Genomic DNA, 13190 nt, shown 5'->3' with positions numbered 1-13190 from the left:
CCGAGCTTCGCGTGTCCATAGGACGCGCGGTTTTTAGTGCGGCCTCGTTCAGGCATTCCTTGTCCCGGCGCACCGGACCTGCTTAAAGCTCGGGTCAAACATCCATCCCGAGCCGGCCTTCCCTTCGCGAGCGTCCGGCCCCAGCCGATCAGGGAATGACGCATGGCCCTTTCCGTCGCCACTTGGAACATCAACTCCGTTCGCCTGCGCATGCCGCTGGTCGAGCATCTGCTGCAGACCTGGCAGCCTGACATCCTCTGCCTGCAGGAAACCAAGTGCCCGAACGACCAGTTTCCGTCCAAGCCCCTGAAGGCGCTCGGCTACAATCATATCGAGATGCACGGCCAGAAGGGCTATCACGGCGTGGCGACGATCTCGCGCCTGCCGCTGCATGAGCTTAGCGATCGCCGCGACTATTGCGGCATCGGCGACGCCCGCCACCTCTCGGTCGTTTTCGAGGCCGGCGGCAAGAAGATCCGGCTGCATAATTTCTACGTGCCTGCCGGCGGCGACGAGCCGGACCGCACCATCAATCCGAAATTCGGCCACAAGCTCGATTTCGTCGAGGAGATGAAGCTGCTGCACGCCGAAGCCGAAGCCGGCATTTCCTCGATCCTCGTCGGCGACCTCAATATCGCGCCGCTGGAAGACGACGTCTGGTCGCACAAGCAGCTCCTGAAGATCGTCAGCCATACGCCGATCGAAACCGAGGGGCTGACCACGGTCATGAACGGCGGCGGCTGGGTCGACCTGATGCGCCAGCACACGCCATCCCCGACCAAGCTCTACACCTGGTGGAGCTACCGGGCGAAGGACTGGGAAGCTGCCGACCGTGGCCGCCGACTCGACCATATCTGGTCGTCCGCCGACCTCGCGCCGGCGCTCAAAAACGTCGATATCCTGCGCGAAGCCCGCGGCTGGGAGCGCCCCTCAGACCACGTGCCCGTCATCGCGCACTTCGACATCTAGGACGTCATTTTCCGGGCGGCGGCACGCGCCTTCGGCGCCCGCTGTTCCATCAAGAAAAACATGACTAAAAGAATCATATTTTTCTTGATGCGCATTTCCAAACGGACTATCCCTCTTGTCGGGCGGCGGGGACACCGCCTCCGATGGCCGCTCAGCCGTCGTTTTCACTGATATTCGGGTGCTTTGCTCTGGCTTTGGCCGGAGGGTTTTCGTGCGCCCGCAAGAGGGCCAGAGATGCCAAAGACCTTGCCGACCACCTTCCTGCGCGCCTCGCGCCGCGCGCTGTCCGCAACCACCGTGCTCGCCGCAAGCGCTGTCGCCGTGATCCTTTCGCCGACAGCGACCCATGCGCAATCGGCCGAAAGCCAGAAGACCACCCGTCTGGAAAAGATCGAAGCGACGGCCGGAAAGGCAACTGCGACGATCGCCGAGGATAACGACACGATCGTACCGACACGCAACGTCTCGGCGCTGAAGACCGACACGCCGCTGATCGAAACGCCCCGCTCGGTCTCGGTGGTCACGCGCAAGGAGCTCGAAGAGCGCGGCGTGCAGGACATGATCCAGGCAACGCGTTATGCCGCCGGCGTCACGACCGGCGCCTTCGGCTTCGATCCGCGTTTCGACCAGATCTATATCCGCGGTTTCGAGACGACGACGACCGGCGATTTCCGTGACGGCCTGCGCCAGCCCTACATGAACTACGGCACCTTCCCGACGGAGGTCTACGGCCTCGAGCGGATCGAGATCCTGAAAGGTCCGGTCTCGGTTATGTATGGTGCTGCCGGCGCCGGCGGCATCGTCAACCGCATCTCGAAGATGCCGGAGGAGGAGCCCCACCGCGAGGTCGAGCTGCAATATGGCACGATCGGTCGCGCCCAGGCCGCCTTCGATGTCGGCGGGCCGGTAACGGCTGACGGCGACGTCCTCTATCGCATCGTCGGGCTTCTGCGAAACGGCGAGACCAACTACGACGTTGCCGACGATCGTTACCTGCTGCAGCCCTCCTTCACCTGGAAGCCGGACGAAGGCACGTCGCTGACGGTCTACGGCTTGGGGCAGAAGGGCGAAAGCGACGCCAGCCCGCGGGTGCTCGAGCATGACGGCCGGCTGCTGCGCTACAGCGACCCGGACTATGACTACCAGAAGGTCGGCCAGGTCCAGGCCGGTTACAAGTTCGAGCACGAGTTCGACAACGGCCTGACCTTCCGCCAGCACGGCCGCGTCAGCGATCTGGACCTCAAGGCCCGTTACCTGCAGTTCGGGACGGAGGTCGCGCCCGGCGTCTTTGACCGCTCACCCGTCGCCATCAAGGACGACCAGCGCGCCTACCAGATCGACAACCAGCTCGAAGCCAACTTCGACACCGGTGCGGCCTCGCACACGCTGCTGACCGGCCTCGATTACACCTGGATCACCTCGGACTTCGGCCTCGGCTTCGGCGCCGTCGATCCGGCCTATCGCTTCGATCTCAACAACCCGACCTTCGGCGTCGGCGGTCCGACGCCAGCACTTACCAGCTTCAGCGGGCGGGACCTTTGGCAGACGGGCATCTATGTCCAGGATCAGCTGGAGGTAGGCAACTGGCGCGCCGTTGGTGGCCTTCGCTACGACTGGGTCGACCAGACCAGCACCAACAAAAACACCGGCGTCGTCGATCGCAAGGACGATGGCGAACTCACCGGGCAGGCCGGTCTGCTCTACCTCTTCGACAACGGCATCGCGCCCTATGCCAGCTACAGCACCTCCTTCGTGCCGCGCACAGAGCTTTCGGCCGATGGCCGCGTGCTCGATCCGACGACCGGCGAGCAGGTCGAACTGGGCGTGAAGTACCATCCGGAAGGCGAAGCCTATTTACTGAGCGCGGCCTATTACCGGATCGTCGAAAGCGGCGCGCCGCAATACGTGTCCGACCCGTCCCTTCCCGTCGGCTACTACTACAAGTCGGCCGGCGAGGTGACGACCAATGGTTTCGAGGTGGAAGGACGCCGGGAGTTCGACAACGGCCTGAGCTTCATCGCCGCCTATAACTACAACGACGCTGAAATCACCGGAAACGTCGATCCGTCGCTGATCGGCAACGTGCCGTCGACGAAGCCGCGCCATGTCGCATCGCTGTGGGTGAACTATCTTTTGCCCGAAGACACGCAGCTTGCGGGTCTCAGCCTCGGCGGCGGCGTACGGCTGGCGTCAAGCTCCTACACGTCCGATGCCAACACCGCCAAGAACGGCGGCGCCGTCTACTTCGACGCCTCGATCGCCTACGACTTCGGCGTCAAGAACCCCGAACTCGACGGACTGTCGCTCGCCGTCAGCGCTACCAATCTCGGCGATCGCCGCGAAAAGGTCTGCACCGATGGCTACTGCTATTTCGGCCAGGGCCGCACCGTGCTCGGTTCGCTGAAGTATCGGTGGTAGCGAGAAACCGTAGCGCGGTTCAAGCAAAACGGCCGGCGAGCGCGCCGGCCCGGCGGATCATCGCCTGCAGGTTTTCGCGGATGCGCGCTTCGACGAGCTCGGCCACTTCAGGATATTCCTCCAGCATGCGGCGGAAGAGTGGCCGATTGATGCGAATGACTTCGCTGTCTTCCTCGGCCGTTGCCGTGAACTTACGCTCGACCATCGAGATCAGCGCCAGTTCCGACAGAAGCGCTCCGCGGCTGACGGTCGAGACCGTCGTCTCAGAACCGTCGAAACCCGCCTTCGACAGGGACAAGCTGCCGCTGGCGATCGCATAGGCGCAATCGGCCGGCGCCCCCTCGCGAAACAGCTCCTGTCCCTTGAAGATGCGGCGCCGCTCCGCGCCGAAGGCGATCAGCCTCATTTTGTCCTCGCTGATATCGGCAAACAGCGGCACGTTGGACAGAAGCACGATATCGTCGTTGAGCGCCAAGCGGCTAACCTCCCACGGTCACGCCAGTGCCGGTCCCGATGGACCGGATCGCGCACGCGACCCATGCAAACAACAGTCTACGGAGAACGCGCGAGAAGTGGATTGCCACCCTGCGCACCCCGGCTACGGAACGATCTTGTAGCCACCGTTCTCTGTCACCAAAATCTCGGCATTGGAAGGGTCCCGCTCGATTTTCTGGCGCAGACGATAGACGTGGGTTTCGAGCGTGTGGGTGGTCACGCCGGAATTGTAGCCCCAGACTTCTTCCAAGAGCACGTCGCGCGTCACCACCTTCTGGTCGGCGCGGTAGAGATAGCGGATGATCGCCGCTTCCTTTTCGGTAAGCCGGATCTTCTGGCCGTTTTCGAGCGTCAGCAGCTTCTGGCTCGGCTTGAACGTGTAGGGGCCGACGCTGAAGGTCGCGTCCTCGCTCTGCTCGTGCTGGCGAAGCTGCGCGCGGATGCGGGCGAGCAGTACGGCGAAACGGAACGGCTTCGTCACATAATCGTTGGCGCCGGCCTCAAGGCCCAGAATCGTATCGGAATCGGTGTCGTGGCCGGTCAGCATGATGATCGGCGCCTTGAAGCCGCCCTTGCGCAGCAGCTTCACCGCTTCGCGACCGTCCATGTCCGGCAGGCCGACATCCATGATCAACAGGTCCACCTGCTGGGCACGCGCCGTCTGGATGCCCTTGCCGGCAGTCGCTTCCTGGATGAGGTCGAATTCCTCGTAGAGCGAGAGCTGCTCGACCAGGGTCTCGCGCAGGTCATTGTCGTCATCGACAAGAAGAATGGTACGGGTCGCCATGGGACAATTCCTGTTTGCTTCCGTTTTCAAACTAGCTCAAATGCCTGTGTTGGCAAGCGAACCAGCGTTGCTACCTCTTTATATCCGTAACCGTGCTTATGGTGCCCCCCAAATCACGGGCAAAGCAAAAATCCGTGAGAATGATGCTCAAGAAAACGTCGGGAAGAAGACCAGCCAAATCTGTCATCACCGTGCGCGCCGCACCGCGCGATCGCAAGCGAGCACTTGTCTCGTTCGACGGCCGCGTCGAGCACGCCGCCATCGGGCGAAGTGGCATTACCAGCCTGAAGCGCGAGGGCGATGGCGCCACGCCACGCGCCGCGATGAAGCTGATCGGCGGCTATGTCAGGCGCGACCGCCTCCTCCTGCCGCCGACGCCGCTGCCGACCCGGACGACGCGCACGGGCATGCTGTGGTGCGACGCGACACGCCACGCGCTCTACAATCGCCCGGTCAAGGCGCCCTTCCAGCCGAGCCATGAGGAATTAATGCGTGACGACGGGCTCTACGACATCTGCCTGGTGATGGACTGGAACCTGCTCGCGCGCCGGCGAAATGCCGGTTCGGCGATCTTCTTTCACCTGATCCGGCCGGGCTACGAGCCGACGCAGGGCTGCGTCGCCGTCAGCCTGCCGGCGATGCGTCGGCTGATCCCGCATATGCGCCGCGGCACCGTCGTGAAGGTAATCTGACGTCGACGTCCGCTCGGCTCAATCGAGCGAACGCGGCGTCACGAAGCGCGCGAGTCTGGCCCCGCCGGACAGAAGCTCACGCCAGCCAGTCGCTTCGAATTCAAGGACGGCAAGCGCCGCCGTCGGAAACTTGTCCGCCATGCGCATACGCAGATCCGCATCGCCGGAGCCGACGAGTTCATGTGCCAGGTCCTCCATGCCGGGATTGTGGCCGACGATCAGCAGCGTCCTGATGGCCGGGTCGGTTGCACGAAGCACGCTGAGGATCTGGGCGGCCTCCACCTCATAGATCGCCCGGGTGTTTTCGACCGTGATGCCGGGGGGCAAGGCAGCGGCTACCAGTGTCCAGGTCTCCTGCGCCCGTTTCGCGGTCGAGACGAGGGCGAGATCCGGCACGAGCGCATGCCGAGCCATATAGCCCCCCATCAGTGGCGCCGCCTTGCGGCCTCGCTCGCCGAGCGGTCGGTTGATGTCGGCGACGCCGTCCGGCCAGGCGGACTTGGCATGGCGCAACAGCAGCAGACGGTAGCGTTGCACAGGCAGATCGTCGCTCATCCCATCATTCTCCCCAAGGTGCCTCGGCCCGCACAGCTTAACCCATTTCAGGCGCGCGGGCGGGGAGAGCGCCAAATAAAAAAGGCCGCCCCGAAGGGCGGCCATTGACGCCGGAAAAGCTCAGACCCGGCCTATTTCCATTCGCGGATATCGACGAAATGACCCGCGACCGCAGCGGCTGCCGCCATCGCCGGCGAGACCAGATGCGTACGGCCCTTGAAGCCCTGACGGCCCTCGAAGTTGCGGTTCGATGTGGAGGCGCAACGCTCGCCGGGCTTCAGCCGGTCGTCGTTCATCGCCAGGCACATGGAGCAGCCCGGCTCGCGCCAGTCGAAGCCCGCTTCGCGGAAGATCTTGTCGAGGCCTTCGGCCTCGGCCTGTTCCTTCACGAGGCCGGATCCCGGAACGATCATCGCCGAAACGGTCGAGGCGACCTTGCGGCCTTCGACCACCTCGGCCACGGCCCGGAGGTCCTCGATGCGGCCGTTGGTGCACGACCCGATGAAGACGCGGTCGACGGCGATGTCGGTGATCTTCGTGCCCGGCTTCAGGCCCATATAGTCGAGCGCGCGCCACTTGGAGGCCCGCTTGTTCTCTTCCTGGATCTCATCCGGATTGGGAACGATGCCCTGAACCGAAATGACGTCTTCCGGCGACGAGCCCCAGGAGACGATCGGCGGCAGGTTGGCGGCGTCGAGCACGACGACGCGATCGTAATGCGCGCCCTCGTCCGTGTGCAGCGTCTTCCAGTAGTCGAGCGCCATGTCCCAGGCCTTGCCCTTCGGTGCGCGCGGCTTGTCCTTGATATACGCGAACGTCGTTTCGTCAGGCGCGATCAGGCCGGCGCGGGCGCCGCCTTCGATCGTCATGTTGCAGATGGTCATGCGGCCTTCCATCGACAGCGAGCGGATCGCTTCGCCGGCAAACTCGATGACGTGGCCGGTGCCGCCGGCAGTGCCGATCTCGCCGATGATGGCGAGGATGATGTCCTTGGCGGTGACGCCCGGCGGCAGCTGGCCGTCGACGCGCACCAGCATGTTCTTCGCCTTCTTCTGGATCAGCGTCTGGGTCGCGAGCACGTGCTCGACTTCCGACGTGCCGATACCGTGGGCCAGCGAACCGAAGGCGCCATGTGTCGAGGTGTGGCTGTCACCGCACACGATGGTCATGCCCGGCAGGGTGAAGCCCTGCTCGGGGCCGACGATGTGCACGATGCCCTGGCGCTTGTCGTTTTCCGAGTAGTATTCGACGCCGAAGTCGGCGGCGTTCTTGGCCAGCGCCTCGACCTGGATGCGGCTTTCCTCGTTCTTGATGCCGAGGTGACGGTCGGCCGAAGTCGGAACATTGTGGTCGACGACAGCGAGCGTCTTTTCAGGCGCACGGACCTTGCGGCCGGCCATGCGCAGACCTTCGAAGGCCTGCGGACTCGTCACTTCGTGAACGAGGTGACGGTCGATGTAGAGAAGACAGGTGCCGTCGTCCTGTTCGTTGACCAGGTGATCATCCCAGATCTTGTCATAGAGGGTACGCGGTGCGCTCATGGCGGTATATCCATCGAGTTTTCAAAAAAGTAGGAAAGCCGGCGGCAAGGCGGCCGGAAGCACTGATCAGGAGATCAGGATAGGCCGCTTGTAAGCGCCCCGTGGACGCGCGCAAAGAAGCGTGCCGGCAGGCGCTTGTGGTCCTGCAGCACGACGATTTTCTGCTCGCTACATCCGAATTTGGATTCCATGGCCGTGTTCATATCAATTTTCTGACAGGTCGGCAATTGCTGGAAACGGACTCAGCGCTGCTCCGCGCGCCTGAGCCGCCGCTCCAGCCCCCGCAATCCCAGCGACAGACCGATGGTCAGCACGAGATAGACATAGGCAACGATCGAATAGGTCTCGAAGAAGCGAAAGGAGCCGGAGGCATAGACCTTGCCCATCTGCGTGATGTCGGCGACGCCGAGCACCGAGACGAGCGAACTGTCCTTGACCATGGCGATAAAGTCGTTGCCAAGCGGCGGCAGGATCACGCGGATCGCCTGCGGAAAGATGACGAGACGAAAGCGCTGGTAGCGTGAAAGCCCGAGCGCCTTGGCGGCTTCGACCTGCCCCTTGTCTACCGAGAGGATACCCGCCCGGAACACTTCGGCGATGAACGCAGAATAGCCGATCATCAGCGCCAGGATCGCCCGCCACATCAATGAGATGTCGCGCACGACAACCGGCTCCATCCAGCCGGCGCTGATCAGCGGTGCTGAGATGAAATTGGCCGCGACGACGAGCCCCGGCGCGCCGACGAAGGCAATGTAGAACAGAAGCACCAGGATCGGCACGCCGCGGATGACTTCCGTATAGAAGCGGGCGATCTGCCGAAGGGACGAGTGCTCGGAGAGCGCCATCAGCGCGATGCCGAGGCCGAGCGTCGTCGCCAGCACGAAGCCCATGAGGGTCACGAAGACGGTGACGCCAAGGCCCTTGAAGACGACGGTGAAGACTTCCGAGAAGATGTCATTGCTGATGATCACGGCGGCGAGCGCCACAGCGATCACAACAAGGGCGACCAACCACCAGGGATAGTCGCCCTTGCCGGACATGTCTGACGATTGTGGAGCGGCCATAGCCTGCTATCAGCCGCCCATCTTGTATTCGAGGAACCACTTCTTATCGAGGGCGTCGAAGGTACCGTCTTCCTTCAGCGCCTTGATCGCGGCGTTGACCGGAGCCACGAGATCCGAGCCCTTCGGGAAGATGAAGCCGAAATCCTCGGTGCCGAGCGGCCCACCGACGACCTTGAGCTTGCCTTCGGAGGAATCGACATAGCCCTTGGCGGCGACGCTATCGGTCAGGACCACATCGACGTCGCCGGCCTTCAGCGCCTGAACGGTCGCGCCGAAGGTCTCAAACAGCTTGATGCGCGGGTTCTGCTCGTTGCCGTCGAGCATTTCGTAGACGGCGGTGTAGAACGGGGAGGTACCCGGCTGTGCGCCGACGAGACCGTCGGCAAAGGCGCCGAAGCTCTTACCATCGTTGAAGCGGGTCTCGTCGCTGCGCACCAGCATGAACTGCTGCGAGCGCATGTAGGGGTCCGAGAAATCGACCTTTTCCTTGCGGTCGTCCTTGATGGTGATGCCCGTCATGCCGATCTGGTACTGACCGTCATGCACCGCCTGGATCATCGCGTCCCAGCTGGTGTTCTGGTATTCGACCTTGAAATTCAACCGCTTGGCGATCTCGTTCATCGCGTCGTACTCCCAGCCCTTGGCTTCGCCGGACTTCGGATCGACAAACTGCAGCGGCGGGTAGGCGTTCTCCGTGACGACGACGACCGTCTTGCCGCCGAGGTCAGGCAGGTCGGCGGCCAGCGCCGGTGCAGAAAACGCAAAAGGTGCTGCAAGTGCGGCTGCGATGCCCGCAAGCACGTGGCGACGGATTGTCATTGGAGGAGCTCCCGAAAAGTGTGGCAGCGGAAAATGTCACAAATTCCGTCGAAAAGACAAGCGGATAGTACCAAAAAAGAAAGGCGGCCGAGGCCGCCTTTCCAACAATCCCTAGGGATTGAAATGTTATTCTGCTGCGGCTTCCGCTGCTGCCTTTGCTTCGGCGGCTTCGGCTGCTGCCTTCTCGGCGGCGAGCGCCTGAGCTGCTGCAACCTTTTCAGCCTCGATGCGTGCCTTTTCCTCGGCAATCGCCTGACGCTCGGCTTCGTTCAGCTTGCGGGCGCGCGTGCCGGTGTTCTCGACGATACGAGCCGACTTACCGCGACGGTCGCGCAGGTAGTAGAGCTTGGCGCGACGGACCTTACCGCGGCGAACCACTTCGACGCTCTCGACGAGCGGAGAGTAAACCGGGAATACGCGCTCGACGCCTTCGCCGTAGGAGATCTTGCGAACGGTGAAGCTTTCGTTGATGCCGCCGCCCGAACGAGCGATGCAAACGCCTTCATAGGCCTGGACGCGGGTACGGTTGCCTTCGACAACGCGGACGTTGACGCGGAGCGTGTCGCCTGCGGAGAATTCCGGGAGCGTGCGCTTGGCGGCGATCTTGGCGGCCTGTTCGGCTTCCAGCTGCTGGATGATGTTCATCGGTCTAACCTTTCAAGTTCTTCTGAAACAGCCAGAGCGCTCTCGATGAACCTGTCGGGCCAGCCTTCAGGTCTTGCCGGATACCGGCAGGAGCGGATTCGCCATTCTTTGTTTTGGTCGACGGGCATGCAACCCGAACCGGGGCGGCACTTACACCAATCGCACTGCCTTGTCATCCCCGAAGGCCATAATTTCTAAGGCATCCGCGCCAGGAAAGCCGAATTTATCAGAAAATACGCAAACACGCGCGTGATGATTGTCCGATGCAACGGACTTGCGGCCGGCACAACCACCGGCTATCCCGAGCATGAGGGGTCGGGGGAGACCATGAACATCTTCGAAATACTCATGCTGTTTGCGGCCGGCTTCCTGTCCGGCGTCGTCAATGCCATTGCCGGCGGCGGAACCTTCCTGACCTTCGGGGCGATGACGCTTGGCGGTCTCTCGCCAATCGTCGCCAACGCGACCTCGTCGATCATCCAGTTTCCAGGCTACATCACCTCGGCGCTCGCCTATGCCAAGGAGATCCGCGCCGACAAGCGCTATGCGATCCTGCTCGGCGTCATCTCCGCACTTGGCGGTCTGGCCGGCGCGCTGCTGCTCATCTCGCTCTCCAATGCCTCCTTCCGCGCGCTTGTGCCCTGGCTGCTGCTGGCCGCGACGGCGATCTTCGCTGCCGGGCCGCTCCTGAAGCCCAGGGCCCGCGTCGACGAGCATGCGATCAATCCGGTCGGCATCGGCGCCCAGTTCGTCACCTCCATTTACGGTGGCTTCTTCGGCGCCGGCATGGGCATCATGATGCTGGCAGTGCTGGGACTTGCGACCGGCGGCGGCTATCACCGGCTGAACGCGCTCAAGAACTTCATCTCGATCGTTATTGCCGCGATCGCCATCGTCGTCTTTGCCGCCGGCGGGGTCGTGTCCTGGCTGCACGCGGCAATCATGGTGCCAGGGGCCGCCCTTGGCGGCTACAGCGGCGTCTGGGCAGCAAGACGCGTGCCGCAGGCGGTCATCCGCGCGCTGGTCGTCGCCGTCGGCCTGCTGCTTGCCGCCTATTACTTCTTCACGGGTTGATTAAGAAGATCGGGCCGGCGCTCGGCGGTCAGCCGCCGCGCCTCCGCCTCGCGCCATTTGGCAATGGCGCCATGATTGCCCGAGGTCAGCACTGCCGGGATTTCGCGGCCTTCGAAGACCTGTGGGCGGGTGTAGTGCGGATGCTCGAGCAGCCCGCCTTCGAAGCTCTCATGCACACCCGAAAGCTCGTTGCCCATGACACCCGGCAGGATGCGCACCACGGCATCGAGCAGCGTGAGGGCCGCCGGCTCGCCGCCCGAAAGAATATAGTCGCCGATCGAAACCTCTTCGAGGTCGCGGGCGTCGATCACCCGCTGATCGACACCTTCGAAGCGTCCGCAAACGATGACGACGCCGGGGCCGGCGGCGAGTTCACGCACCCGCTCCTGTGTCAGCGGTCGGCCACGCGGGCTCATCAGCAATCGCGGCCGATCGTCGTTCTCCGAGACACGATCGATCGCGCGCGCGAGCACATCCGGCTTCAGCACCATGCCGGCGCCGCCGCCAGCCGGCGTGTCGTCGACTGTGCGATGCTTGTCTTCGGCGAAATCACGGATCTGCACCGGCTCGATCGACCACTGGCCACGCTCGAGCGCCTTGCCGGAAAGCGAGGCGCCGAGATGGCCCGGAAACATTTCGGGATAGAGCGTCAGGATGGTGGCGCGAAACGTCATGGCCGCGATGCTCACTTGCGCTTCGCGGAAAACGGACTACCCGGATCCTGGTCCTTGTCGTCGGTCAGGCCGGCCGCAACCGGATCGACCAGCAGCCGCCCCGCTTCCAGATCGATCTCCAGCACCGACCATTCGGTAAACGGGATCAGCACCGGACGTCGGCCTGGCCCCTTCAGCTCAAGGAGATCGCCGGCGCCGAAATCGAAGACACCGCTGACCTTGCCGTAGCTCGTGCCATTGCCGTCGATCGCTTCCAGGCCCTCGAGATCGGCATAGAAGAACTCGTCCTCGTCGAGATCGTCGTCGGGCAGGTTGTCGCGCTCGATGAACAGGTCGAGACCGTTGAGCGCCTCGGCGGCATTGCGGTCATTGACGCCGCGAAAGCGAACGATGACGACGTTTTTCGCCTCGCGAATCTCCAGCACCTCGAACACACGGCCGTCTGCGCTGTGCAGATTGCCATACTCGCCGAGCGCCGTCGGATCATCGGTAAAGGACTTGACCCTGACCTCGCCGCGCAGGCCCTGCGCCGCGCCGATCGTCGCCATCAGAACCGGGTTTTCGAGTTTGCTCATCGTCCGCGTCCGTTTCGGTATATCTCGGTGCACATAACGGAAAACGGGCGGCATGGAAATGCCACCCGTTTCCTTAAGTCACGGCCAGCCGGAGAGCTGCGTCGGCAGATGACCGCCGATCACTCTCCGGACCGTTCGCCGGCTGTTATTCAGCAGCAGCAGCGGCGTCTTCAGCCTTCTGCTTGGCTTCAGCAGCGCGCTCCTGAGCCTTCTTGCCCGGGGCACCCTTGGTCGGGTTGTTGCGAGCCGGGCGCTTTGCGAGACCGGCCTGGTCGAGGAAGCGCAGAACGCGGTCGGTCGGCTGGGCGCCCTGGGCGATCCAGTGGTTGACGCGCTCGGCGTCGAGCTCGACGCGCTTTTCGTCGTCCTTGCCGAGCATCGGGTTCCACGAGCCGATCTTCTCGAGGAAGCGGCCGTCACGCGGGCTGCGGGCGTCGGCAACGACGATCTGGTAGTAAGGACGCTTCTTGGAACCGCCACGGGCGAGACGAATTTTCAGTGCCATTTGAGTAACTCCTTGCAGGCTTTCTTGACCGCTTGGTTCAAGCGGAATGGTTTGTGCCGGCGTTGCCCGCGGAATGCGAGCGATCGGCGGCGATGGCTTCATGATGCCGGATGACTTCCTTGATGATGAAGTTCAGGAACTTCTCGGCGAAATCCGGATCCAGATTGGCATCCTTGGCCAGGCGGCGCAGGCGTTCGATCTGGTATTCTTCGCGCGCCGGGTCGGCCGGCGGCAGTTCGTGCTTGGCTTTCAGAACGCCGACTGCCTGGGTGCAGCGGAAGCGTTCAGCCAGCATGTGGACGAGCGCGGCATCGATATTGTCGATCGACTGCCGGTAGCCCGCCAATTCCTTTTTGATTTCGGGATCAATCATCTTT

General features: G+C 63.1%; 15 protein-coding genes. 4 read left to right on the top strand and 11 right to left on the bottom strand.

From position 1 onward, the window contains the following. The first annotated feature begins 162 nt into the window (after nucleotides 1–162). Both IB279_RS25270 and IB279_RS25265 read left to right on the top strand, forming a co-directional pair. Nucleotides 163–969: an exodeoxyribonuclease III gene (locus IB279_RS25270; protein WP_034802774.1), complete on the top strand. Its 807-nt coding sequence runs from the start codon at nucleotides 163–165 to the stop codon at nucleotides 967–969. A 234-nt stretch (nucleotides 970–1203) separates the two neighbouring features. Then, nucleotides 1204–3387, top strand: a complete 2184-nt coding sequence (locus IB279_RS25265) for a TonB-dependent siderophore receptor (protein ID WP_192339921.1) — start codon at nucleotides 1204–1206, stop codon at nucleotides 3385–3387. 19 nt (nucleotides 3388–3406) lie between these two features. Here the strand turns inward: IB279_RS25265 and IB279_RS25260 are convergent, their stop codons facing one another. Together IB279_RS25260 and IB279_RS25255 are read right to left on the bottom strand one after the other, a co-directional pair. Further along, nucleotides 3407–3862: a cyclic nucleotide-binding domain-containing protein gene (locus IB279_RS25260; protein ID WP_192339919.1), complete on the bottom strand. Its 456-nt coding sequence runs from the start codon at nucleotides 3860–3862 to the stop codon at nucleotides 3407–3409. Between the two features lie 123 nt (nucleotides 3863–3985). Beyond that, the gene (locus IB279_RS25255) at nucleotides 3986–4669 is read right to left on the bottom strand and encodes a response regulator transcription factor (protein ID WP_034802783.1); all 684 of its coding nucleotides are present in this window, start codon (nucleotides 4667–4669) and stop codon (nucleotides 3986–3988) included. Nucleotides 4670–4812: 143 nt separating this feature from the next. Here IB279_RS25255 and IB279_RS25250 point away from each other — a divergent pair, with 143 nt between their 5' ends. After that, nucleotides 4813–5361: a L,D-transpeptidase gene (locus IB279_RS25250; RefSeq protein WP_090295264.1), complete on the top strand. Its 549-nt coding sequence runs from the start codon at nucleotides 4813–4815 to the stop codon at nucleotides 5359–5361. Nucleotides 5362–5379: 18 nt separating this feature from the next. Here the strand turns inward: IB279_RS25250 and IB279_RS25245 are convergent, their stop codons facing one another. The 5 genes from IB279_RS25245 to rplS all read right to left on the bottom strand — a co-directional run bounded on the left by IB279_RS25245 (nucleotide 5380) and on the right by rplS (nucleotide 9985). Beyond that, nucleotides 5380–5916, bottom strand: a complete 537-nt coding sequence (locus IB279_RS25245; RefSeq protein WP_034802788.1) for a histidine phosphatase family protein — start codon at nucleotides 5914–5916, stop codon at nucleotides 5380–5382. 131 nt (nucleotides 5917–6047) lie between these two features. Next, nucleotides 6048–7457 (bottom strand): 3-isopropylmalate dehydratase large subunit, encoded by a 1410-nt coding sequence (gene leuC, locus IB279_RS25240; protein ID WP_112771725.1) that lies wholly within the window; start codon nucleotides 7455–7457, stop codon nucleotides 6048–6050. A 242-nt stretch (nucleotides 7458–7699) separates the two neighbouring features. Then, the gene (locus IB279_RS25235) at nucleotides 7700–8521 is read right to left on the bottom strand and encodes an amino acid ABC transporter permease (RefSeq protein WP_060521450.1); all 822 of its coding nucleotides are present in this window, start codon (nucleotides 8519–8521) and stop codon (nucleotides 7700–7702) included. Between the two features lie 9 nt (nucleotides 8522–8530). Continuing rightward, nucleotides 8531–9340 (bottom strand): transporter substrate-binding domain-containing protein, encoded by an 810-nt coding sequence (locus tag IB279_RS25230; RefSeq protein ID WP_112771724.1) that lies wholly within the window; start codon nucleotides 9338–9340, stop codon nucleotides 8531–8533. A 126-nt stretch (nucleotides 9341–9466) separates the two neighbouring features. Next, nucleotides 9467–9985 carry a 50S ribosomal protein L19 gene (gene rplS, locus IB279_RS25225; RefSeq protein WP_043625625.1) on the bottom strand — a complete coding sequence of 173 codons (519 nt, stop codon included), beginning with the start codon at nucleotides 9983–9985 and terminating at the stop codon, nucleotides 9467–9469. Nucleotides 9986–10312: 327 nt separating this feature from the next. Here rplS and IB279_RS25220 point away from each other — a divergent pair, with 327 nt between their 5' ends. After that, nucleotides 10313–11059 carry a sulfite exporter TauE/SafE family protein gene (locus IB279_RS25220; protein ID WP_034803114.1) on the top strand — a complete coding sequence of 249 codons (747 nt, stop codon included), beginning with the start codon at nucleotides 10313–10315 and terminating at the stop codon, nucleotides 11057–11059. Here the strand turns inward: IB279_RS25220 and trmD are convergent. From trmD to IB279_RS25200, 4 genes are all read right to left on the bottom strand, one after another. Further along, entirely contained in the window at nucleotides 11041–11733 is a 693-nt protein-coding gene (trmD, locus tag IB279_RS25215; RefSeq protein ID WP_034803117.1) for a tRNA (guanosine(37)-N1)-methyltransferase TrmD, read from the bottom strand. The two genes, IB279_RS25220 and trmD, sit on opposite strands and share 19 nt — an antisense overlap. An 11-nt stretch (nucleotides 11734–11744) precedes the next feature. After that, nucleotides 11745–12308 (bottom strand): ribosome maturation factor RimM, encoded by a 564-nt coding sequence (rimM, locus tag IB279_RS25210; RefSeq protein ID WP_034803120.1) that lies wholly within the window; start codon nucleotides 12306–12308, stop codon nucleotides 11745–11747. A gap of 145 nt (nucleotides 12309–12453) precedes the next feature. Continuing rightward, nucleotides 12454–12813 carry a 30S ribosomal protein S16 gene (rpsP, locus tag IB279_RS25205; protein WP_112771723.1) on the bottom strand — a complete coding sequence of 120 codons (360 nt, stop codon included), beginning with the start codon at nucleotides 12811–12813 and terminating at the stop codon, nucleotides 12454–12456. Nucleotides 12814–12850: 37 nt separating this feature from the next. Further along, nucleotides 12851–13186, bottom strand: coding sequence for a chorismate mutase (locus IB279_RS25200; RefSeq protein ID WP_034802805.1), 336 nt, complete (start codon nucleotides 13184–13186; stop codon nucleotides 12851–12853). Nucleotides 13187–13190 lie beyond the last annotated feature (4 nt).

Source organism: Ensifer sp. ENS06, assembly GCF_014852205.1.
Classification (GTDB): Bacteria; Pseudomonadota; Alphaproteobacteria; order Rhizobiales; family Rhizobiaceae; genus Ensifer; species Ensifer adhaerens.
This window is presented reverse-complemented; position numbering and strand designations above follow the sequence as displayed.